At 53.5% G+C, this 23,100-nt stretch carries 19 protein-coding genes and 4 tRNA genes; 20 read left to right on the top strand and 3 right to left on the bottom strand.

The features are described 5' to 3' along the window. Positions 1-11 precede the first annotated feature (11 nt). On the bottom strand, positions 12-1,952 hold the full coding sequence (locus G461_RS0119105; protein WP_026973044.1) for a methyl-accepting chemotaxis protein: 1,941 nt from the start codon (positions 1,950-1,952) through the stop codon (positions 12-14). Continuing rightward, on the bottom strand, positions 1,949-2,842 hold the full coding sequence (locus tag G461_RS0119110; RefSeq protein ID WP_026973045.1) for a hypothetical protein: 894 nt from the start codon (positions 2,840-2,842) through the stop codon (positions 1,949-1,951). The genes G461_RS0119105 and G461_RS0119110 overlap by 4 nt, the downstream gene beginning before the upstream one ends. A gap of 328 nt (positions 2,843-3,170) precedes the next feature. Between G461_RS0119110 and carA the strand changes: the two genes are divergently transcribed. From carA to G461_RS0119135, 5 genes are all read left to right on the top strand, one after another. Continuing rightward, the gene (gene carA, locus G461_RS0119115; RefSeq protein ID WP_026973046.1) at positions 3,171-4,313 is read left to right on the top strand and encodes a glutamine-hydrolyzing carbamoyl-phosphate synthase small subunit; all 1,143 of its coding nucleotides are present in this window, start codon (positions 3,171-3,173) and stop codon (positions 4,311-4,313) included. Positions 4,314-4,331: 18 nt separating this feature from the next. Beyond that, positions 4,332-7,550: a carbamoyl-phosphate synthase large subunit gene (carB, locus tag G461_RS0119120; protein WP_026973047.1), complete on the top strand. Its 3,219-nt coding sequence runs from the start codon at positions 4,332-4,334 to the stop codon at positions 7,548-7,550. A gap of 209 nt (positions 7,551-7,759) precedes the next feature. Beyond that, complete coding sequence (gene greA, locus G461_RS0119125) at positions 7,760-8,236, top strand: transcription elongation factor GreA (protein ID WP_026973048.1); 477 nt, start codon at positions 7,760-7,762, stop codon at positions 8,234-8,236. A 90-nt stretch (positions 8,237-8,326) separates the two neighbouring features. Then, entirely contained in the window at positions 8,327-8,947 is a 621-nt protein-coding gene (locus G461_RS0119130) for an HAD family hydrolase (RefSeq protein WP_026973049.1), read from the top strand. A 116-nt stretch (positions 8,948-9,063) separates the two neighbouring features. Then, on the top strand, positions 9,064-9,531 hold the full coding sequence (locus tag G461_RS0119135) for a hypothetical protein (protein ID WP_026973050.1): 468 nt from the start codon (positions 9,064-9,066) through the stop codon (positions 9,529-9,531). Positions 9,532-9,744: 213 nt separating this feature from the next. Here the strand turns inward: G461_RS0119135 and yhbY are convergent, their stop codons facing one another. Further along, positions 9,745-10,041, bottom strand: a complete 297-nt coding sequence (yhbY, locus tag G461_RS0119140) for a ribosome assembly RNA-binding protein YhbY (protein WP_026973051.1) — start codon at positions 10,039-10,041, stop codon at positions 9,745-9,747. Positions 10,042-10,144: 103 nt separating this feature from the next. On the opposite strand from yhbY, the gene rlmE reads away from it, so the two are divergent. The 15 genes from rlmE to G461_RS0119215 all read left to right on the top strand — a co-directional run bounded on the left by rlmE (position 10,145) and on the right by G461_RS0119215 (position 23,099). Further along, complete coding sequence (gene rlmE / locus G461_RS0119145; protein WP_026973052.1) at positions 10,145-10,774, top strand: 23S rRNA (uridine(2552)-2'-O)-methyltransferase RlmE; 630 nt, start codon at positions 10,145-10,147, stop codon at positions 10,772-10,774. 45 nt (positions 10,775-10,819) lie between these two features. Continuing rightward, a complete protein-coding gene (gene ftsH, locus G461_RS0119150) occupies positions 10,820-12,760 on the top strand; it encodes an ATP-dependent zinc metalloprotease FtsH (RefSeq protein ID WP_026973053.1) in 1,941 nt (646 codons plus the stop codon). A 43-nt stretch (positions 12,761-12,803) separates the two neighbouring features. Further along, positions 12,804-13,643: a dihydropteroate synthase gene (gene folP, locus G461_RS24890; RefSeq protein WP_035480730.1), complete on the top strand. Its 840-nt coding sequence runs from the start codon at positions 12,804-12,806 to the stop codon at positions 13,641-13,643. Then, positions 13,640-14,977 carry a phosphoglucosamine mutase gene (gene glmM / locus G461_RS0119160; protein ID WP_026973054.1) on the top strand — a complete coding sequence of 446 codons (1,338 nt, stop codon included), beginning with the start codon at positions 13,640-13,642 and terminating at the stop codon, positions 14,975-14,977. Before folP ends, glmM begins: the two co-directional genes overlap by 4 nt. Before the next feature lie 168 nt (positions 14,978-15,145). Then, positions 15,146-15,490, top strand: a complete 345-nt coding sequence (gene secG / locus G461_RS0119165) for a preprotein translocase subunit SecG (RefSeq protein ID WP_026973055.1) — start codon at positions 15,146-15,148, stop codon at positions 15,488-15,490. A 7-nt stretch (positions 15,491-15,497) separates the two neighbouring features. Beyond that, positions 15,498-15,583 (top strand) — tRNA-Leu (locus G461_RS0119170). Between the two features lie 55 nt (positions 15,584-15,638). Continuing rightward, a tRNA-Met gene (locus G461_RS0119175) sits at positions 15,639-15,715 on the top strand. Positions 15,716-15,856: 141 nt separating this feature from the next. Beyond that, positions 15,857-16,315 carry a ribosome maturation factor RimP gene (gene rimP, locus G461_RS0119180; protein WP_026958551.1) on the top strand — a complete coding sequence of 153 codons (459 nt, stop codon included), beginning with the start codon at positions 15,857-15,859 and terminating at the stop codon, positions 16,313-16,315. A 12-nt stretch (positions 16,316-16,327) separates the two neighbouring features. Continuing rightward, complete coding sequence (gene nusA / locus G461_RS0119185; RefSeq protein ID WP_026958552.1) at positions 16,328-17,824, top strand: transcription termination factor NusA; 1,497 nt, start codon at positions 16,328-16,330, stop codon at positions 17,822-17,824. Positions 17,825-17,847: 23 nt separating this feature from the next. After that, positions 17,848-20,508: a translation initiation factor IF-2 gene (infB, locus tag G461_RS0119190; protein ID WP_026973056.1), complete on the top strand. Its 2,661-nt coding sequence runs from the start codon at positions 17,848-17,850 to the stop codon at positions 20,506-20,508. A gap of 96 nt (positions 20,509-20,604) precedes the next feature. Continuing rightward, positions 20,605-21,009: a 30S ribosome-binding factor RbfA gene (rbfA, locus tag G461_RS0119195; RefSeq protein WP_026958554.1), complete on the top strand. Its 405-nt coding sequence runs from the start codon at positions 20,605-20,607 to the stop codon at positions 21,007-21,009. Beyond that, positions 21,009-21,959, top strand: a complete 951-nt coding sequence (truB, locus tag G461_RS0119200) for a tRNA pseudouridine(55) synthase TruB (RefSeq protein ID WP_026973057.1) — start codon at positions 21,009-21,011, stop codon at positions 21,957-21,959. Before rbfA ends, truB begins: the two co-directional genes overlap by 1 nt. A 134-nt stretch (positions 21,960-22,093) precedes the next feature. Then, positions 22,094-22,363, top strand: a complete 270-nt coding sequence (gene rpsO / locus G461_RS0119205) for a 30S ribosomal protein S15 (protein WP_026958556.1) — start codon at positions 22,094-22,096, stop codon at positions 22,361-22,363. Positions 22,364-22,918: 555 nt separating this feature from the next. After that, positions 22,919-23,011 (top strand) — tRNA-Ser (locus G461_RS0119210). Positions 23,012-23,022: 11 nt separating this feature from the next. Beyond that, positions 23,023-23,099: transfer RNA gene (locus tag G461_RS0119215), tRNA-Arg, on the top strand. Position 23,100 lies beyond the last annotated feature (1 nt).

Consider the following 23,100-nt stretch of genomic DNA (forward strand, 5'->3'; position numbering starts at 1 on the left):
AGGCCTTGAGCTTAGGCCTTGAATTGGGCCATGCGCCGCTTGATACTGGCGCCAAGTGAGGCGACCAGTTTGGCTTGCTCGGCGGTATCGCTGGTCAGCTGCAGCGCTTCGCTGGACGAGGCCTCGATACGCTGCATATCTTCCACCACGGTATCGGTGATCCGTCCTTGTTGGTCGCAGCTGTGGGAGATCTCGCGTAGCAGCTCGCTAATGGTGCTAACCAGTTCATGGGTGGCAATCACCGATTGGCGCATCTCGCCCATCGCCTCAGAGCTGTCTCCCGCTTGTTGTTTACTGTCCACCATCTGAGATTCACTGTGTTGAGCGCCATTGACCAAGCTGCCCATCATCTGTTCGATCTGCTCGGTGGAGTCTTGGGTCTTGCGTGCCAGGTTACGCACCTCGTCAGCCACCACGGCAAAGCCGCGGCCTTGCTCACCAGCGCGGGCGGCTTCGATGGCGGCATTGAGTGCCAGCAGGTTGGTTTGCTCGGCGATCCCATCGATGACCTCCAGCACCTTGCTGGCGTCGCGACTGTTGTTCACCAGCTGCTGCATATCGTCCACTGAGGCTTCGATTAGTGCGACCAAGCGAGCCAGCAGTTCACTATTGCTGTCGGTGAGCTGGCGCCCTTGGTGCGAGGCATCACTGATCGCTTCGGCCGATTGATTGGCACTGGTGACATGCTCCAGTACTTCGGCGAAGCGCGCGGAGAGCTGGGCCACATGCTGATTCACGTTTTGCACCGCGGCCTGTTGTTGGTTGGCCTGCTGCTCGCTGCGACCAGCGTGGTTTTCCAGGCTGCGGGCCGCCTGCTCCAGCTCTAAGGTACTGGCATTCACTTGTTGTACGGTGCTTTGTAGCAGCGAGATAAACTGGTTAAACGCTTCGGCCAATTGTGCCAGCTCATCGCGACCGCGAATATCGAGGCGTTGGGTCAGGTCGCCTTCGCCTTGGGCGATGTCTTTCATCGCGGCCACCATCTTAATCACCGGCGAGCGGATCAGCCTGATGACCAGCGCGGCGATAAGCAGTGAGACCAAGGCGATAATCACGCCAAAGATCAGGTTCTGCCAGCGGGTTTGCTCAAGACGTTGGTCGATCAGCTGGCTGGAGTCGCGTAGTTGTTGCCACATCTGCTGCTGACTGAGCTCAGCGCTGTTGACCACCTGTTGGGCGGAGGGTTGCAGCAGCTCTTCGTTGAGCAGCTGTAGCTCTTCGAGCAGCTCAAAACTCAGGTTCGCCAGCTCAACATATTCGCCGAGCAACTCGGCCACATGTTGGATCTGCTGTTGTTGGTGTTCACGCTTAAGCCCTGCCTGCAGGTCAAACAAGGCGTTTTGCGAGCCAAACAGCTCCATGTAAAAACGCTCTTTGCTGTGTCGTTCATGCTGGCCGAGATGGTCCATCAGGGCGATGGTGGCAGCCTGTAGGTGATTGGCAAAGTACACGGTGAGCCCAGGTAAACGCCCTGCGGTGTTGATATCCAGCGAGGCGTTGATCTGGAATACCCGCTCTAGCGCCAGTGGCACCACTTGCTCGAGAATCCGCTGTTGGGTCTGCTGCAGCTGTTGGCGCAGCGGTACTAAGTCGTCGATAAAGTACTGGTCGAGGTAACGGCTATTCGAGGCTATCTGGCTGGCTTGCGGAAAGGCCTCTAACTGGGGATCGCTTAGCAGCTGATTGGCGGTAGCGCTGAGCTGCTGATATTGCTGAAGCGCCGCCGGGTCCATTGCCAAACGGTAGTTTTGTTGGGCGCTGAGGCGCTCTAAGGCATTGCTGGACAGCTGACTGGCTAACCGGGCGCGCGGCTCGACTTGTTCGGTAAAGGCTTCGGTATGCAGCTCGACCTGATGCACCGACCAGGTGTTCAAGCCCATCATCAGCGCCAGCAGTATCAGCATGGCCAGCGGGATGGCGGCGATTTTTTTGGTGAGGCTTAGCTGCATCATGACAGGCTTCCTCCGTGTAGCATCATGTACAGGGCATCGCGCAACTGCTCTAGCGTGGAATAGAGGCTGCTCAGACTGCTGCTCTCTTGCTCTGACGGGGCTGCGGCCGATTCTAGTTGCAGCATGGTTTTGGCGCGGTGCAGCTCGCTTTGCATGTTTACCAAGGTGTCGGCTAACTGGGCACTGCTGCTATCGCCAACCGGAAAGTGCCCGGGATCGGTGGGCTCGATGCCAAGTTCGCGCAGTAAGCGTTCCATTAAGTGAAAGCACTGGAAGGCCAGCAGGTGGGTCTCGGTCAGATTGACATCACTGGGTGCTGCAGGCGGGTTGCCGAGTTTTAAAGAAAGTGATTTGGCCTGAGCAACGTCCAGTAAACTGTTGCGCACCTGACTTACGCTAGCGGCCGCCTGTTGCAGTGCAATATCTTGATTGAGCAGTTCTCTCAGTCGAGGTTCAATCAGCAGTAACTGCTTGTAGATGTCATTACTGTTTTTGCCCAGTGGGCGAGTGGGCTGCTCATCAGGCAATGTTCCGCCCAAGGCGACCAGCTGGTCAGACAGCGCCTGCAGGTAGGGCTGAACATCGCGAGGGCGAAAGGCGCGCATCGGTATCTCGATATCCGCTGCGGCGGATTTGCCCTGCTGTTGAGCTAAGGTTTGCGACAGGCGAAGTAGCTGCTGGCTCTTGAATACCAGATTGGTAGCAAGTTTATCTGATACCAGCAGATCGTCGGCATCGCCCGCTGCAGGGGCTTGCAGGCTGTCGAGCTGCAAAAGTATCACTTCCGAGAGCTGATACAGGTGATTATTGTTGACGATGGCCGCTTGGCCAGTGGCACATATCAGCATTAATACCGCCGACAACAGGCCATAGAGTGGCTTCTTATCCATAACAATCCTTGTTACCTCGTTCCTCGAATCCTAGACGCGACGTGGCGTTTTCGCTAGTTGGCTAAGGGAAATCCCGCGGCGATTTGATCGCGCTCAAACACCTATCTCTGCAGACCTGCCTTCCATATAAATTCTTTCAGAAATAGGCCCTTTATGGTCGAATCATCTTTAAACGCCTGTTTTAGTAACTTTCTAAAAGAATCCGTAGACCTCAACTCTGTTCTCCTATAAAATGCGCGGAATTTGCCAAAATTTCACATTTCTGAGCTAAATTCGCCCTTAGTTCAGCTTTGTCGTGTCTCGACATCTCTTTGTTTAGGAGGTTGCCTTGAGCAATTCAGCGCTGCTGGTATTAGAAGACGGTACTGTGTTTAAAGGTACTGCGATTGGAGCCGACGGATGTTCCGTTGGTGAAGTTGTTTTCAACACGTCCATGACCGGATACCAAGAAATTCTTACCGACCCTTCATACGCCCGCCAGATCGTCACCCTTACTTACCCCCATATTGGAAACTACGGAACCACCTCAGAAGACGAAGAGTCGACTGATATCCACGCTTGTGGTTTGGTGATCCGCGACCTGCCTCTGGTAGCGAGCAATTTCCGCAGCCAACAAAGCCTCAGCGAATATCTGAAAGCCCGCAACGTGGTGGGTATTGCCGATATCGATACCCGCAAGCTGACCCGTATCCTGCGTGAGAAAGGTGCGCAAGCGGGTTGCATCGTGGCTGGCGCCGACTTGGATGAAGCAAAAGCACTGGCGGAAGCGAAAGCCTTCCCTGGTCTGAAAGGCATGGACTTGGCAAAAGAAGTCACTGTGAGTGACGCGTACCCATGGACTCAGGGCACTTGGGATCTGCTCGACGGATTACCAGAAAACAGCAGCGACCTGCCGTTCCATGTGGTGGCTTACGACTTCGGCGTGAAGCGTAACATCCTGCGCATGTTGGTAGACCGCGGCTGTAAGCTGACTGTGGTGCCAGCTCAAACCTCTGCTGAAGAGGTATTGGCACTCAACCCAGACGGCATCTTCCTGTCTAACGGCCCTGGCGACCCAGAGCCATGTGACTACGCCATTGAGGCGGTGAAGACCTTCCTTGAGACCGACATTCCAGTATTCGGCATCTGCCTGGGCCACCAAATCCTGGCTCTGGCCAGCGGTGCTAACACCGTGAAGATGAAGTTCGGTCACCACGGTGGTAACCACCCGGTGAAAGACATCAAGGCTGACAAGGTGATGATCACCGCTCAGAACCACGGCTTCGCGGTAGATGGCGACACCCTGCCTGCGAACCTGGAAGCGACTCACTTCTCGCTGTTCGACCAAAGCCTGCAAGGCATCCATCGCACCGACAAGCCGGCGTTTAGCTTCCAGGGTCATCCTGAAGCGAGCCCGGGTCCGCACGATGCCGCACCTTTGTTTGACCACTTTATTGAGCTGATTGAAGCTCGCCGTAACGGCCAAGCTTAATCGGGAGCACTGAGACCTATGCCAAAACGTAACGACATAAAAAGCATTCTGATTTTGGGCGCAGGCCCGATTGTTATCGGCCAGGCCTGTGAGTTTGACTACTCAGGTGCTCAAGCCTGTAAGGCGCTGCGCGAAGAAGGTTACCGGGTAATCCTGGTGAACTCGAACCCAGCGACCATCATGACCGACCCAGAGATGGCTGATGCAACTTACATCGAGCCAATCCACTGGGAAGTGGTTGAAAAGATTATTGCTAAAGAGCGCCCAGATGCGGTACTGCCTACCATGGGTGGCCAGACTGCACTGAACTGTGCTTTGGATCTGGAGCGCGAGGGCGTTCTTGAGAAGTACAAGGTTGAGATGATCGGCGCTACCGCGGATGCCATCGACAAAGCCGAAGACCGTCACCGCTTCGACGAAGCGATGAAGAGCATCGGCCTTGAGTGTCCGCGTGCAGGTATCGCCCACAACATGGAAGAAGCTTACGGCGTACTCGACCAAGTTGGCTTCCCATGTATTATCCGTCCGTCTTTCACCATGGGTGGTAGCGGCGGTGGTATCGCCTACAACAAAGAAGAGTTCGATGAGATCTGTACCCGCGGTCTGGACCTGTCGCCAACCAACGAGCTGTTGATTGACGAGAGCCTGATTGGCTGGAAAGAGTACGAGATGGAAGTGGTTCGCGATAAGAACGACAACTGCATCATCGTATGTTCTATCGAAAACTTCGACCCAATGGGTGTCCACACCGGTGACTCAATCACCGTTGCGCCTGCGCAAACCCTGTCTGACAAAGAGTATCAGCTGATGCGTAACGCATCGCTGGCGGTACTGCGCGAGATTGGCGTAGAAACCGGTGGCTCTAACGTACAGTTTGGTGTGAACCCGAACGACGGCCGTATGGTTATCATCGAGATGAACCCACGTGTTTCTCGCTCGTCTGCTCTGGCCTCGAAAGCGACCGGTTTCCCGATTGCAAAAATTGCTGCCAAGCTGGCGGTGGGCTTCACCCTTGATGAGCTGCAAAACGACATCACCGGTGGTCGCACCCCGGCGTCGTTCGAGCCGTCTATCGACTATGTAGTGACCAAGATCCCACGCTTTAACTTCGAGAAGTTTGCCGGCGCTAACGACCGTCTGACCACTCAGATGAAGTCGGTGGGTGAGGTAATGGCTATCGGCCGTAACCAACAAGAGTCGCTGCAAAAGGCCCTGCGTGGTCTGGAAGTAGGCGCCAATGGCTTCGACCCAATCGTAGACCTGAATGCAGCGGACGCGATGGACACCATCCGTCATGAGTTGCAGAACGTGGGCGCCGAGCGTATCTGGTACATCGCCGATGCCTTCCGTGCAGGCCTAAGCGTGCAAGACATCTTCAACCTGACCAAGATTGATTTCTGGTTCCTGGTGCAAATCGAAGAGCTTATCCAACTGGAGAACCAAGTTGCTGAAGGCGGCGTGGCCTCGTTGGATGAAGACTTCCTGCGCAAGCTGAAGCGTAAAGGTTTTGCCGATGCGCGTCTGGCAGAGCTTACTGGTGTATCTGAAGGCGAGCTGCGCAAGCTGCGTCAACGTCTGAACATTCTGCCGGTGTACAAGCGTGTAGATACCTGTGCCGCGGAATTCGCAACCGACACCGCCTACATGTACTCAAGCTACGACGAAGAGTGTGAAGCCAACCCGTCTGATAAAGACAAGATCATGGTATTGGGCGGTGGCCCGAACCGTATCGGTCAAGGCATCGAGTTCGACTACTGCTGTGTACACGCCGCTCTGGCGATGCGCGAAGACGGTTACGAGACCATCATGGTTAACTGTAACCCAGAGACCGTATCGACTGACTACGACACCTCAGACCGCCTGTACTTCGAGCCAGTAACCCTGGAAGACGTACTGGAAATCGTCCGCGTTGAGCAGCCTAAGGGCGTGATTGTTCAATACGGTGGTCAAACCCCGCTTAAACTGGCTCGCGCCTTGGAAGCGGCTGGTGTGCCAATCATCGGTACTTCACCGGATGCGATTGACCGCGCCGAAGACCGTGAGCGTTTCCAACAAGCAGTTGACCGCCTCAAGCTGAAGCAGCCTGAGAACGACACCGTGACTACCGTTGAAGAAGCGGTACGCAGCGCTGAGCGCATCGGTTACCCACTGGTAGTTCGCCCGTCTTACGTACTGGGTGGTCGCGCCATGGAAATCGTCTATGACGAAGTCGACTTGCGTCGCTACTTCAACGAAGCGGTAAGCGTATCTAACGAATCTCCAGTACTGCTGGATAGCTTCCTGAACGACGCTATCGAAGTGGACATCGACGCCATCTGTGACGGCAAAGACGTGGTGATTGGCGGCATCATGGAGCACATCGAGCAAGCTGGTGTTCACTCTGGTGACTCTGCCTGTTCACTGCCTCCTTACACCCTGAGCCCGCAAATCCAAGATCGTCTGCGCGAGCAAGTACGTGCTTTGGCACTGGAGCTGGGCGTAATCGGTCTGATGAACACGCAGTTCGCGATTAAGGGCGATGACATCTACCTGATCGAAGTGAACCCACGTGCTGCGCGTACCGTGCCGTTCGTATCGAAAGCCACCGGTGTGCCAATCGCTAAGGTTGCTGCGCGGGTAATGGCCGGTAAAACTCTGGCAGAACAGGGCTTCACCAAAGAAGTGATCCCACCGTTCTACTCAGTGAAAGAAGTGGTACTGCCGTTTAACAAGTTCCCGGGTGTTGACCCAATCTTGGGCCCAGAGATGCGCTCTACCGGTGAGGTAATGGGCGTCGGTGATACCTTCGCTGAAGCCTACGCTAAAGCTGAGCTGGGCATTGGTAACGATGGTCCTAAGAGCGGCCGTGCGCTGCTCTCGGTTCGTCACTCAGACAAGCACCGCGTTGCTGAGCTGGCTAAGAAGCTGGTTGAGCTGGGCTACGAGCTGGATGCAACCCACGGTACTGCCGTTATCTTGGGCGAAGCGGGTATCAACCCTCGCTTGGTGAACAAGGTGCACGAAGGTCGTCCACACATCCTTGACCGCATGAAGAACGGCGAGTACGCCTACGTGGTAAACACCACCGAAGGCCGCCAGTCTATCGAAGACTCGCGTCAGCTACGTCGCGCAGCCCTGCGTTACAAGGTGAACTACACCACTACCCTGAATGGCGCATTCGCGACCTGTCAGGCCCACTCGGCCGATGACCGTGGCGTGGTGACTTCAGTACAAGAGCTGCATCAGCGTATGAAGTAAGGAGAGCCCGCTTTCCTGACCGAAATGGCCAAGGCTTCACGCTTTTGTCATTTCGGGTTACACTGAAGACAAGATCTTAAGAAGATAAGATTTAAAAAACGCTGGCTATCATTAGATGGCCAGTTTTTTTTCTGTCTTTAGTGCTGCCATATAGGTAGCTTTTTCTGTTCAAAGCGATTTAACGCTGTAAGCGATGAAGAGTTAATACTATGCAAGCAATCCCAATGACCGTGCGTGGCGCTGACCAGCTACGTGAGGAACTGGAACATCTGAAGACCGTGCGCCGCCCGGCAATTATCGATGCTATCGCTGAGGCCCGCGAGCATGGCGATTTAAAAGAAAATGCCGAGTACCACGCTGCGCGTGAGCAACAAGGTTTTTGCGAAGGCCGCATTCAGGAAATCGAAGCCAAGCTGAGCAACGTGCAGGTTATCGATGTCACCAAGATGCCAAACAACGGCAAAGTGATCTTCGGTGCCACCGTGACCCTGCTTAACTTGGATACCGAAGACGAAGTGACCTACCAAATTGTGGGTGACGACGAGGCGGACCTAAAACAGAACATGATCTCCGTAAACTCTCCAATTGCCCGTGCCCTGATTGGCAAGCAATTGGATGACGAAGTCACCGTGCACACCCCCGGTGGTGAGGTGGACTACGAGATCACCGAGGTTGAGTACAAGTAACGACATCCGTAGGTCACATTGATGGTGTACCTTCGCTTTACTTGATTGATACGCAGCTTCGGCTGCGTTTTTCGTATTTAGAGGTATTACGTGTTAGAGCTGGATTACTCGCGCTATCAAGCGCTGATTTTTGATATGGATGGCACCTTGGTCGACTCTATGCCATCGCACTTAAAGGCATGGCAAACGGCTTTGGAAGAGCAGGGGCTACCGGTGGATATCGACTTTGTTGGAAAGCGCGGCGGTATGCCGACTCCCAAGATTGCCGACGAGTACGCCAGCCACTTTGGCGTGACCTTCGATAAGGCTCAGTTGGTCAAAACCAAGAAAGCCACCTTTGACACGCTATGGCAGGAAGTAGCGCGCATCCCAGCAAGCGTAGCGGTTGCTGAGCAGTTCCAAGGCAAGCTACCGATGGCGGTGGGTACTGGCGCAGAGCGCAGTAATATGCAGCGGATCCTCGATAACCTATCGTTGACAGAGATGTTCACCACCTTGGTGAGCGCCGATGAGGTGAAGGCGCACAAGCCTGAGCCCGATACCTTCTTATACGCCGCCAAGGAGATGAATACCGCACCTGAGCAATGCCTAGTGTTTGAAGACACTCCCTTTGGCCTGCAGGCTGCGCACAACGCCGGTATGGATTGCGTATTGGTATTGGATGGGCAACTGGCGGAATTCCATGCTTGTCCGGAGCATCAGACTGCATAAATCCTTATGCGTGCGATATTTGAACAATAACTCGCGTTTTGATAGATTAATGACCAACCAGGGACGGGTAAACTGTTTATTTTGTTTTGCTAATTGGCATTTTCAGGTGGTAACAAATGCAAGTATCCCAAACTGGTTTCTCTGCAGCGCAATACCTTTCTTCCGCTGGCGATGCTCGGATCCAACCGACGCCGCCGCGCGATATCGTTGATCGCATCAAAGACGAGTACGACAAGCTCAGCCCTGAGCAGCAGCTGCAGGCGCGCCGGGCCGCTGAAGGCGCAGTAGCGGATTACAAAGCCGGTGAGCAAGCCAAGACCGATGCAAAGCGCAACACTGCCCTACAGGTCAATCAGGTGCAACATCAAGACAAGTTGGTGGATATCTACCTGCAGACCACCATGGGGGGCGACAAATCCGGCTCTTCACGTAGTGATGGAACCTGGACCACGGTGAAATCGATCAACGACAGCATCGAAAACCAGCAGAAAGCTGATCGCTACCTGAAGACTGCGGGCATCTACGCACAAGTGCGCGATTGGGAGCAGACCCCGCGCCCTGAGCTGTTAAACGAGCAGGTTTAATACCAATCAGAACAAGTATCTGGTCATCTTTGCTGGTTAAAATCTTTGGTGGCAGCGTCAGCGCTTTTGTAATTAGTCCACTAGTTACGGCAAGCCCTTCCTCGTCCTCAAAGATTTTTCCTGCGCAATATCTGAACATCTACTTATTCGGATTGGTATAAAAACGCAAAAAGCGGCCATTGGCCGCTTTTTAGTATGCAGTGCCGGTTAGGGCTACTTGCGAGGTAGTTCGATCTTTCGGTTTTCCGACGGGCGGTAAATCACCAGGATGTGACCGATGGTCTGTACCTTCACTGCCCTGGTGTTTGACACGATGGTGTCTGCAATCAATTGCTTCATTTCCCGATCGTCGGTGGGGATCTTCACCTTGATCAATTCGTGATGATCAAGTGCCAGCTCAATCTCGGCCATAATCCCCTCAGTCAAGCCATTGGCACCCAGCAAGACGACAGGCTTGAGCGGATGGGCCAAGGACTTAAGGTGTTGTTTCTGCTTATTACTCAGTTGCATAGAAATTTTCTACTGACTCGGGGTTGAAAACCCTTATTTTAACGCCATCTCTAGGCTATTACTATGTAATCGTCCTAACTAAATACTATTCGGTAAGTTTTCGGTGACCAAAAAGAAACATTCAGCCAGCTCCAAGCGCTGGTTAAACGAACATTTTGATGACCATTACGTCCAGCAAGCGCAGAAACAAGGCCTGCGCTCACGGGCGGTTTTCAAGATTGAAGAGATCCAGCAAAAGGACAAACTGCTGAAGCCGGGCATGACGGTTGTCGACCTTGGGGCTGCCCCTGGGGGATGGTCACAATACGCGGTGGAGCAGGTGGGCATGGGTGGCCATGTGATCGCCTGTGACATCTTGCAGATGGACCCAATTGCTGGCGTCGATTTCTTGTGCGGTGACTTCCGAGAAGAAGCCGTGCTGAATGCCTTGTTGGAGCGTATTGGCGACAACAAGGTCGATGTGGTGATGTCAGATATGGCACCGAACATGAGCGGCAATAAAGCCGTTGATCAATCGGGGGCAATGTATTTGGTTGAGCTGGCGTTGGATATGTGCCGAGAGGTACTGGCACCGAAAGGCAGCTTTGTGGTCAAAGTATTCCAAGGAGAAGGTTTTGACCAATATCTGCAGGAAGTACGTAGTATGTTCAGTAGCGTCAAAACCCGTAAACCAGACTCTTCACGTGCCCGTTCCCGTGAAGTCTATTTGGTAGCTAGTGGTTTTAAACTGTAGTACGCTAACTAAAGTTACCTTTTATTTACAGATGAGGTTTTCGTCTTGAGTGACATGGCAAAAAATCTGATTTTGTGGCTGGTCATCGCGGTAGTTTTGATGTCGGTTTTTCAAAGCTTTAGCCCCGATTCCAGTAGTGGTCGTCAAATGGACTACGCAACGTTTGTAAGGGAAGTCAATCACGGCCAGATCCGCGAAGTGAAGATTTCTGGGCAGGAGATCAACGGTGTTAAACGCACCGGCGAGCAATTCACTACTCTGATCCCATATCCAGATCGTGACCTGTTGAATGACCTTATCAAACAAGATGTGAAAGTGATTGGTGAGAAGCCGGAAGAACAAGGCTTACTGACTTCGATCTTTATTTCTTGGTTCCCGATGCTATTGCTGATCGGGGTGTGGATCTTCTTTATGCGTCAGATGCAAGGCGGCGGCGGTAAGGGCGCGATGTCCTTCGGCAAGAGCAAAGCGCGTCTGATGAGTGAAGACCAAATCAAAACCACCTTTGCCGATGTTGCTGGTTGCGACGAAGCCAAAGAAGAAGTGGCAGAGCTGGTCGACTACCTGCGCGACCCAACCAAGTTCCAAAAGCTGGGCGGTAAGATCCCGACTGGTGTGTTGATGGTAGGTCCTCCGGGTACCGGTAAAACCTTGCTGGCCAAAGCGATTGCCGGTGAAGCGAAGGTACCGTTCTTTACCATCTCCGGTTCTGACTTTGTTGAGATGTTCGTGGGTGTGGGCGCCTCTCGTGTTCGCGACATGTTCGAGCAAGCTAAAAAGTCTGCGCCTTGCATCATCTTTATCGATGAGATTGATGCGGTAGGCCGTCAGCGTGGTGCTGGTCTGGGTGGTGGTCACGATGAGCGTGAGCAAACCCTTAACCAGATGCTGGTTGAGATGGATGGTTTCGAAGGTAACGAAGGTATTATTGTTATCGCTGCGACTAACCGTCCTGACGTACTGGACCCTGCGCTGCTGCGCCCCGGTCGCTTCGACCGTCAGGTGACCGTTGGTCTGCCAGATGTACGTGGTCGTGAGCAAATCCTTAAGGTACATATGCGCAAGGTGCCGCTGGCCGATGGCGTTGACGCGGCGGTAATCGCTCGCGGTACCCCAGGCTTCTCCGGTGCGGATTTGGCGAACCTAGTGAATGAGGCTGCCTTGTTTGCCGCCCGTGGTAACAAACGAACCGTTGCCATGGAAGAGTTCGAAAAAGCCAAAGACAAGATCATGATGGGTGCTGAGCGCAAGTCCATGGTGATGACCGAAAACGAGAAAGAGATGACCGCTTACCACGAAGCGGGTCACGCCATCGTTGGTCGCTTGGTGCCAGAGCACGACCCAGTTTATAAGGTGAGTATTATTCCACGTGGCCGCGCGCTGGGTGTGACCATGTACCTGCCTGAGCAAGACCGGGTGAGTCACAGCAAGCAGCACTTGGAGAGTATGATTTCCAGTCTTTATGGTGGCCGACTTGCTGAGAAGATCATCTACGGTGATGACAAAGTCTCCACCGGTGCGTCTAATGATATTGAGCGTGCCACTGAGATTGCTCGCAAGATGGTGACCCAGTGGGGTCTGTCTGAATCGATGGGGCCACTGCTCTACGCCGATGAAGAAGGTGAGGTGTTCTTGGGCCGCACTGCGGCTAAGTCGAAGCATATGTCAGATGACACTGCCAAGGCGATTGACCATGAGATCCGTGCCGTTATCGACCGCAACTACTCGCGCGCAGAAAATCTGCTGAACGAGAACATGGACATCTTGCATGCCATGAAAGATGCGTTGATGAAGTATGAGACCATCGATGCCAAGCAAATCGATGATCTGATGGAGCGCAAAGACCCTCGTCCACCTGCGGATTGGGATCAAGACAGCAGCAGCTCGGGCGGTAGCGATGACAACTCCGGTGCCAGCGCGGTGGCCGAAGAAGACAAGCCAAAGGCAAGTGGCGACAGCCCGATGTCTGAAGACCCGGCTCAGTAATCAATAAGAACTAGTGCCCCGCGCAAGCGGGGCTTTTTCGTCTATGAAGCAAGCATTTCCTTTTCAACTCGCTGGACGTTGCTTCCAGCACCCCATCGTAATGGGAATCCTCAATGTCACCCCTGATTCGTTCTCCGATGGCGGCAGCTATCTAAACATCGACAGCGCGGTACAGCAGGCGCTCAAGATGCTTGATGATGGCGCCGAAATTATCGATATCGGTGGTGAATCGACCCGACCAGGCGCACCAGAAGTGTCTCTGGATGAAGAGCTGTCACGCACCATTCCGGTGATTGAAGCCATCCGCCAGCGCAGCGATTGCCTGATTTCCATCGATACCTACAAGGCGCAGGTGATGCGCGAGGCGGTGGCGGCAGGTGCCAGTATGATTAACGATGTCTGCGCGCTTAATCAGCAGGGTGCGCTGCAAGCGGCGGCTGAGCTGCAGGTGCCGGTGTGCCTGATGCATATGCAGGGTAAACCGCGGACCATGCAAGCCGACCCGCAGTATCGCGAAGTGGTGGCAGACATTGCTGAGTTCTTAGCGGAGCGCGTGGCGACCTGCGAGCAGGCAGGATTGGCCAAGGAGCTACTAATCCTTGATCCGGGCTTTGGCTTTGGTAAAACCTTGCAGCACAACCTCGAGTTGCTGGCACGGCTCGAAGAATTTCATCAATTCGGCTTGCCTATATTGGCAGGAATGTCGAGAAAGAGTATGTTTGGGCAACTGTTGGATCGCTCAGTAGAGCAACGCTTGGCGGGAAGCCTAGCGGGCGCGATGCTGGCAGCGCAACAACACGCTCAGATTCTGCGGGTGCACGATGTAGCGCAAACCCGCGATGTATTGGACGTATTAGAAGCAGTAGCAAAGAGTAAGCTATGACTAGAAAATATTTTGGCACCGATGGCGTGCGTGGCAAGGTAGGTGAGTACCCGATTACCCCAGATTTTGCGCTTAAGTTAGGCTGGGCTGCGGGCAAGGTGCTCTCAAGCCAGGGAACCCGTAAAGTACTTATCGGTAAAGACACCCGCATCTCCGGCTATATGCTGGAGTCAGCACTCGAAGCGGGTCTGTCTTCAGCGGGCGTGCAAGCCAGTTTTGTTGGCCCGATGCCAACCCCAGCCGTTGCCTACCTAACCCGAACCTTCCGCGCAGAGGCGGGCATTGTTATTTCTGCATCGCACAACCCTTACTACGACAACGGTATTAAGTTCTTCTCTGCCGATGGCACCAAGTTGCCGGATGATGTCGAGCTAGCGATCGAGCAGCAGCTGGATAACCCGATTACCTGTGTTGAGTCAAATATGTTGGGTAAAGCTAAGCGCATCGAAGATGCGGTTGGCCGTTATATCGAGTTTTGTAAGAGTACCTTCCCAAATCGCTTTAGCCTCAACGGCCTGCGTATTGTGGTTGACTGCGCCAACGGTGCAACCTATCACATTGCGCCAAAGGTGTTTGCCGAGCTAGGCGCCGAAGTTATTGCTATTGCCAATCAGCCCGACGGGCTGAATATCAACGAGCGCTGCGGCGCCACCAACACCAAGCTGCTAGCTGAAGAGGTGCTTAAGCACCGCGCCGATCTTGGTATCGCCTTCGATGGTGATGGCGACCGGGTGATGATGATTGATGGCAATGGCCAGCAAGTTGATGGCGACGAAATCCTGTATATCCTAGCGTGCGACGCCCAAGACACCGGCCGTTTGAACGGTGGGGTGGTGGGCACGTTGATGACCAACCTCGCCTTCGAGCAAGCCATGGAAGCGCGCAATATTCCTTTTGTTCGCGCGAAAGTAGGCGATCGCTACGTGATGGAGCAGCTGCTGGAACACGGCTGGGCATTTGGCGGCGAGAACTCTGGCCATATTATCTGTCTGGAACACACCACTACTGGCGATGGTATCGTGGCTGCCCTGCAGGTACTGGCTGCCATGTTGAGCAAAGGGGAAGATCTGCGCGGACTACTCAAAGACCTCACCCTGTACCCACAATTACTGGTGAACGTGCGCTTCCAAGGCGATAGCGATCCACTCTCCAGTGAAGTGGTGCAGCAAGCTCAGGCAGAAGCCGAGGCCAAGCTTGCTGGTAATGGCCGGGTGCTGCTGCGTAAGTCAGGTACCGAGCCGCTGCTACGGGTGATGGTTGAAGGGCGCGACTCGGCCTTGGTCGAGAGCTGTGCCCAGTCCATTGCCGATGCAGTCAAAGTGGCCTGCGCGTAACACGCGGGCCAGATCTGCACACAAATCCAGCGATTGAATACCTATAGCCAATTTTTTGCGCTAAGCGCTTGTATTGGCTAACTAGGTTCGCTACTATCTCGCCCGCTTTGGTGACTCGTGTTTCTCAAAGGGGCGAGCGCAAGTTAGTCCTACACATAGGTGAAGAGAATGTACGAAATTTTACTGGTATTGTTTCTGTTAGTCGCCTTAGCCTTAATCGGCTTGGTTATGATCCAGCAAGGTAAAGGTGCTGGCATGGGCGCGTCTTTTGGTTCTGGTGCCTCGAATACTGTATTCGGCGCAACCGGCTCAGGTAACTTCCTGACCCGCAGTACCGCAATCTGCGCGACCCTGTTTTTCGTAATTAGTTTGCTGTTGGGTAACCTCACAACAAAGCAAACCAAGCAAAACGATGTAGAAGAAGATCTGTCTGCACCAGCTTTCGAGGTGGTGATTCCGGATGCTGACGTACCTTCAGCTCCAGTTAGCCCGGATTCAGACGTTCCGAACTAAGTTTCTTGCCGAGGTGGTGGAATTGGTAGACACGCTATCTTGAGGGGGTAGTGTCCTATGGACGTGCGGGTTCAAGTCCCGCTCTCGGCACCAAAGTTTAGTTTTGCAAGATGCCAGAGTGATTGTTATAATCCTCGGCAATTTCGGACGCGGGGTGGAGCAGCCTGGTAGCTCGTCGGGCTCATAACCCGAAGGTCGTCGGTTCAAATCCGGCCCCCGCAACCAATCTCATCCGATATGAGATAGCGAAACGGCTCAGCTAGTAAAAAGCCCCGCATTATCGGGGCTTTTTGTCATCTTAAAGCCGCACTTTTAAGTGCTAGAACTGGGCTCTATAAGCCCTTTTTTTGTTTCTGGAGGGGAACCTTGGCTAGTTTAGAACAACGACTCACTGACATGTTGCGACCTGCGGTAGAGGCCACTGGCTTCGAACTGTGGGGTATTGAGTATGTTAGTGCCGGTAAACACTCCATCGTGCGTGTTTACATCGACCACGAGAACGGCATCACCGTTGACGACTGTGCAGAAGTTAGTCGTCAAGTCAGTGCCGTACTTGACGTGGAAGACCCAATCAGCACCGAATATAACCTAGAGGTTTCCTCGCCAGGATTAGAACGCCCGCTGTTCACGGCTGAGCAATTTGCTCTCTGTGTGGGTGAAGTTGCATTCCTGCAAACCCGTATGGCGGTTGAAAACCGTCGTAAGTGGCAGGGTGTGATCGTCGCGGTAGAAGGCGACATGGTGACTCTTGACGTCGACCAACAGCAACACCGTTTAGCGCTGAGCAACGTGCAAAAAGCGCATATTGTCCCCCAGTTTGACTAAAGAGGCTCAGGAATGAACAAAGAAGTCTTGTTGGTAGTTGACGCGGTCTCCAATGAAAAGGCCCTGCCGCGTGAGCGTATCTTCGAAGCGATGGAAATTGCTTTGGCGACCGCTACCAAGAAAAAATATGAAGGCGATATCGAAGTTCGTGTAGATATCGACCGTAAAAGTGGCAACTTCGATACCTTCCGTCGCTGGATGGTGGTTGAGAACGAAGAAGCCATTGAGCACCCATTCCGTGAGATCACCCTCGAAGCCGCGCGCATCGACGAGCCAGAGATCGAACTGGGTGACTACGTAGAAGAACAGATTGAATCGGTTGTCTTCGACCGCATCACTACCCAAACCGCTAAGCAGGTTATCGTGCAAAAAGTACGTGAAGCCGAGCGTGCTCAAGTGGTTGAGCAGTACGTTGACCAAGTCAACGACTTGGTGACCGGTGTGGTGAAGAAAGTAACCCGCGACAACATCATCGTTGATCTGGGCAACAACGCAGAAGCCGTTATCCACCGTGAAGAGCAGCTTCCACGTGAAGCGTTCCGCCCGGGTGACCGTGTTCGCGGCCTGCTGTACGACGTACGTCCAGAAGCACGTGGCGCGCAGCTGTTTATGAGCCGTACCCGTCCGGAAATGCTGATTGAGCTGTTCCGCATCGAGGTGCCAGAAATCGCTGAAGAGATGATCGAGCTCAAAGGCGCTGCCCGTGACCCAGGTTCTCGCGCCAAGATCGCCGTGAAAACCAACGACCGTCGCATCGACCCTGTGGGCGCTTGTGTTGGTATGCGTGGTGCGCGTGTTCAAGCGGTATCAGGCGAGCTTGGTAACGAGCGTGTGGATATCGTGCTGTGGGACGACAATCCAGCTCAGTTCGTGATTAACGCTATGGCGCCAGCAGAAGTGGCTTCCATCATCGTTGATGAAGACAGCAACTCAATGGACATTGCCGTTGAGCAAGATAACTTGGCTCAAGCGATTGGCCGTAACGGTCAAAACGTACGTCTGGCTTCTCAGCTAACCGGCTGGGAGCTGAACGTAATGACCGTTGACGACATGCAGAACAAGCACCAGGAAGAAGCCCAGCGCTCTATCGACCTGTTCACTGCACATCTGGATATCGATGACGACTTCGCCATTGTGTTGGTTGAAGAAGGCTTCACCACTTTGGAAGAGATTGCTTACGTACCAGCGTCTGAGCTGATGAGCATCGACGGTCTGGACGAAGAAACCGTGAGCGAGCTGCGTGAACGCGCTAAAGCGGCTCTGGTGACTGAAGCATTGGCGAAAGAAGAGTCATTGGAAAATGCTGAGCCAGCAGACGACCTGCTGAACTTGGAAGGCTTGGATCGCCACTTAGCCTTCGTAATGGCAAGCAAAGGGGTGGTTACCCTGGAAGATCTTGCCGAGCAGGGCGTTGATGATCTTGAAGAGATCGAAGAGCTTTCAGCAGAGAAAGCTGCAGAACTAATTATGGCCGCCAGACAGATTTGCTGGTTCGGCGACGAAGAATAAGGTCGACGGAGGAATTATACCCGATGACAGAGGTTTCCATTAAGCAACTCGCCACCGATATTGGCACCACTGAAGACAAGCTGGTTCAGCAATTTGCTGACGCAGGTATCAGCAAAGCTCAGGGTGACATGGTGACTGAAGCAGAGAAAAGCACCCTGCTCAAGCACCTGAAAGAGCAGCATGGCGAGCAAGACAGCAATCCAAGCCGTATGACCCTTAAGCGCACCACTAAGAGCACGCTTAACATCGGCTCAGGTGGTAAGCAGCGCACCGTTCAAGTAGAGACGCGTAAGAAGCGCACCTACGTGAAGCGCAGCGCCGTTGAAGAACAAGCACGTAAAGAAGCGGAAGAGAAAGCCCGCATCGAGGCTGAAGAAGCCGCACGTCGCGAAGCTGAAGAGAAAGCGCGCCTAGAAGCAGAAGCCAAGGCGAAGAAAGAAGCCGAAGCAAAAGCTAAGCAAGAAGCTGAGGCGAAAGCCAAGGCTGAAGCGCAAACTAAAGCGACTGACACGCCTGCGGAAGAGCCTGCAGCGCCGAAAACTGCTGAAGAGATCGCTGCTGAAAAAGAAGCGGCTGAGCTACTTAAGCTACGCGAAGAAGAAGCTAAGCGTAAAGCGGAAGAAGAAGCGCGCGTTAAAGCAGAAGAAGCTAAGCGTTTGGCTGAAGAGAATGCCGCTCGCTGGGCCAAAGAAGAAGCTGAGCGTAAGAAGCGCGAAGAGACGTCGGATTACCACACCACGACCTCTACCTATGCCCGTCAGGCAGAAGATGATCAAGAGCGTCGTGATGAAGCCCCTCGCCGTAAGAAGCGTAAGAAGGCTGCCGGTAACGATGATCGCAACAACAACCGTCGCGGTGGCCGTAAAGGCAAGCGTCAGGTAGCGACCCCTAGCTCTATCCAGCATGGCTTTAACAAGCCAGCACAGCCGGTTGAGCGTGAAGTGCGCATTGGCGAAACCATCTCTGTTGGCGAACTGGCTAACAAGATGGCGGTGAAAGCTACTGAAGTGATCAAGGCGATGATGAAGATGGGCGCCATGGCAACCATTAACCAAGTTATCGACCAAGAGACTGCGCAGCTGGTTGCTGAAGAAATGGGTCACAAGGTTGTTCTGGTTAAAGAGAACGCCCTTGAAGAGCAGGTGATGCAAGAAGCCGAGTCTACTGGTGAGCAAGAAACACGTGCACCAGTTGTGACCATCATGGGTCACGTTGACCACGGTAAGACCTCGCTACTGGATTACATCCGTAAAGCGAAGATTGCAGACGGCGAAGCCGGTGGTATTACCCAGCACATCGGTGCATACCACGTTGAAACCAACGGCAACATGATTACCTTCCTGGATACGCCTGGACACGCAGCGTTTACCTCGATGCGTGCTCGTGGTGCCAAGGCAACCGATATCGTGGTTCTGGTAGTTGCTGCCGATGACGGCGTAATGCCACAAACCATTGAAGCAATTCAGCACGCTAAAGCCGCTGAAGTGCCACTGGTTGTTGCAGTGAACAAGATCGATAAAGAAACCGCTGATCCAGATCGTGTTAAAACCGAGCTGGCGCAACACGAAGTTATCCCAGAAGATTGGGGCGGTGAGAACCAGTTCGTGCACGTATCGGCCAAGAGCGGTGAAGGTATCGACGATCTGCTAGATGCTATCTTGCTGCAATCTGAAGTATTGGAACTGACTGCAAGCCATGCGGGTGCAGCGTCTGGTGTGGTTATCGAATCACGCCTTGATAAAGGCCGCGGCCCGGTTGCTTCTATCCTGGTTCAACAAGGTGAGCTAAACAAAGGCGATATCATCCTGTGTGGTCTGGAGTACGGTCGTATCCGTGCGATGAAAGATGAGAACGGTAAAGATATCGACACCGCGGGTCCGTCTATCCCAGTAGAGATTCTGGGTCTGTCTGGCGTACCGCAAGCCGGTGACGAAGCCACTGTAGTACGCGACGAGCGTAAAGCCCGAGAAGTTGCCCTGTACCGTCAAGGCAAGTTCCGCGACGTGAAACTGGCGCGTCAGCAGAAGGCCAAGCTGGAGAACATGTTCGCCAACATGACCGAAGGCGAGGTTCAAGAACTGAACATCGTACTGAAGGCCGACGTACAAGGTTCACTGGAAGCAATCGCCGACTCACTGGTGAAACTGTCTACCGACGAAGTGAAGGTAAGCATCATCGGTCGTGGTGTAGGTGGTATCACCGAAACCGACGCGACCCTGGCCGCTGCCTCGAACGCTATCGTACTGGGCTTTAACGTACGTGCTGACGCGACTGCTCGTCGTGTTATCGACTCAGAAAGCGTTGAACTGCGTTACTACAGCGTAATCTACGACCTAATCGATGAAGTGAAGAGCGCGATGAGCGGTCTGCTGGCTCCTGAGTTCAAACAGGAAATCATCGGTCTGGCTGAAGTTCGTGACGTGTTCAAGTCGCCTAAGCTGGGTGCTATCGCCGGTTGTATGGTGGTTGACGGTATCGTTAAGCGCTCCAACCCAATCCGCGTACTTCGTGAGAACGTAGTTATCTACGAAGGCGAACTGGAATCACTACGTCGCTTTAAAGACGACGTAGCCGAAGTTCGTAACGGTATGGAGTGTGGTATCGGCGTTAAGAACTATAATGATGTTCGCGTTGGTGACCAAATCGAAGTATTCGAAGTGGTAGAAGTTAAACGTAGCATCTAAGCCACGTAGAAATACTGAAAATGGGGGCTTAGGCCCCCATTGCTATTTATAGCCCTGTGTGAGTTGCATACCGCATAGGGGTAGAGGAGAAGCAGTATGCCAAGAGAATTTAGTCGCCCGGATCGGGTTGCCCAACAGATCCAAAAAGAAGTCGCTGTGATCTTGCAGCGCGAAATCCGCGACCAACGTTTAGGCCTGACCACCGTGTCAGAAGTTGAAGTCACCCGCGACCTGGCCTACGCCAAGGTGTTCGTGACCTTCTTAAATGACGACGCAGAGTCAGTTAAAGGCGGTATGGAAGCGCTCGAAGAGCACGGCCCATACATCCGCCATATGCTCGCCAAGCAAATGCGTCTGCGTGCAGTACCAGAGCTGCGCTTCCAGTATGACCGCAGCCTGCAAGAAGGTCTGCGTATGTCTGAGCTGGCAAGCCAAGCGGTAAAAGAAGACCAAAAGAAAGCTGAGCAGAGCGGCCGCTCTGATGAAGGTGAGGAAGCCTAATGGGGCGTCGTCGTAATAAAGGCCGTCCGGTGGACGGCATCTTGCTGCTGAACAAGCCAACTGGCGCGTCATCGAACAATGTGCTGCAGCAGGTAAAGCGTATCTACTTTGCCCAAAAGGCGGGCCACACCGGCGCGTTGGACCCACTAGCCACCGGTATGCTGCCGATCTGTCTGGGTGAGGCCACCAAGTTTTCCCAGTACTTGCTCGACTCCGACAAGCGTTACCAAGTTACCGCGAAGTTGGGGGTACGTACCGACACCTCGGATTCTGACGGTGAGGTGGTGCAAACCCGCCCGGTTGAGGTCACTGAGCAGCAGGTGCGTGATGCCTTGCCGCAGTTCACCGGCAAGATTGAGCAAGTGCCAAGCATGTACTCAGCGCTTAAGTATCAGGGCAAGCCTCTGTACTACTATGCCCGCGAAGGCATTGAAGTGCCGCGTGAGTCGCGCCCGATTGAGGTGTTCGAGAACAACTTTATCTCGCTTGATGGCGATGAACTTAGCCTGGATATCCACTGCTCTAAAGGCACCTACATCCGCACCATCATCGATGATCTGGGTGAGCTGCTGGGCTGTGGTGCCCACGTGATCAAACTACACCGCTCGCAGGTGGCCGATTACCCGGCCGATCAGATGGTGACCATCGAGCAGCTAGAGTACATCTTCGACTACGCCAAGGCGCAAGACGTGCCGCCACGCGAAGAGCTGGACCCACTGCTATTGCCCATGGACACCGCGGTAGCCAGCCTGCCAGAGGTAGTGCTTCCCGATGCCATCGGTGATTACCTGATGCACGGCCAGGCAGTGCAAGTGGCGGGTGCGCCACTGCAAGGCCAGTTCCGCATCTATATCGGCGAGGCGCGTCGCTTCGTGGGTATTGGTGAGCTGAATGACGATGGCTTGGTTGCACCTAAGCGGCTGATTCAGGCTGAGCAGGCACAATCTTAAGCTTTTCAAGGTGAGTGGCGCATGTGGCGCTATCTCGCCTTGCATCTCCACGGCGTGGGCTTTATAATGCGCCGCCTCCATTGCTGAACTAGTGATTGGCAATGGTTTTAACTTACATCCATTAGGAGTTTATTATGTCACTAAGCGCTGCTGAAAAAGCATCGATTGTAGCCGAGTACGCTCGTGTTGAAGGCGATACCGGTTCTCCAGAAGTACAAGTTGCACTGTTGACTGCTCAAATCAACCACCTGCAAGGTCACTTCAAAAAGCACATCCACGATCACCACAGCCGTCGTGGTCTACTACGCATGGTTAGCCAGCGTCGTAAAATGCTTGACTACCTGAAACGTAAAGACGTTGAAGCGTACCAAGCACTGATCGCTAAACTGGGTCTGCGTCGCTAAGCGATTCGCAAACGCCAAGATCATCAAACGCCAGTCTTATGACTGGCGTTTTTCGTTTTTATCCCCGCAAGATTTATTAACACCAATCCAAATAAGTAGCTGGTCATTTTTACTAGTTAAAATCATTGATGGCTGCGTCAGCACTCTTGTAATTAGTCCACTAGTTACAGCGAGCGCTTTCTTGCCCTCAATGATTTTTGCCGCGCAATCTCTGAACATCTACTTATTCGGATTGGTATTATCTCGCTGGTTAGCCCTTTCTCTCTTCTCATTAGTTAGCCGTCGCCTGCCAGAATGCATGTTGTATTTACTGACAAGTGTGTGAAAACTGTCCACTTAAACTATTTGGTTCGTCTCTGTAGCGGCGGCGTGCAGGCCGTTTGGTGCTGGGCGCGCCGGTGGAACACCTACCCATAAAGGTGGGATTTGCCGATAAATCCAGCGTATTTCCTTACTTTATAAGGTGTTTGTGCGATTCCTGAGCGAACACGCATATTATTCAAAAAAGTGTTTGACTAAATTTCTGCAGCCAGTAATATGCACACCCGAAATCGCGGTGAGGTGGCCGAGTGGCTGAAGGCGCTCCCCTGCTAAGGGAGTATAGGGTTTGTAGCCCTATCGAGGGTTCGAATCCCTCCTTCACCGCCATCGATTTCAACGCGCGTGTAGCTCAGCTGGATAGAGTACCTGGCTACGAACCAGGCGGTCGGAGGTTCGAATCCTTCCACGCGCGCCAT

Origin of the sequence: Aliagarivorans marinus DSM 23064 (assembly GCF_000429485.1) — a bacterium.
GTDB lineage: Bacteria > Pseudomonadota > Gammaproteobacteria > Enterobacterales > Celerinatantimonadaceae > Aliagarivorans > Aliagarivorans marinus.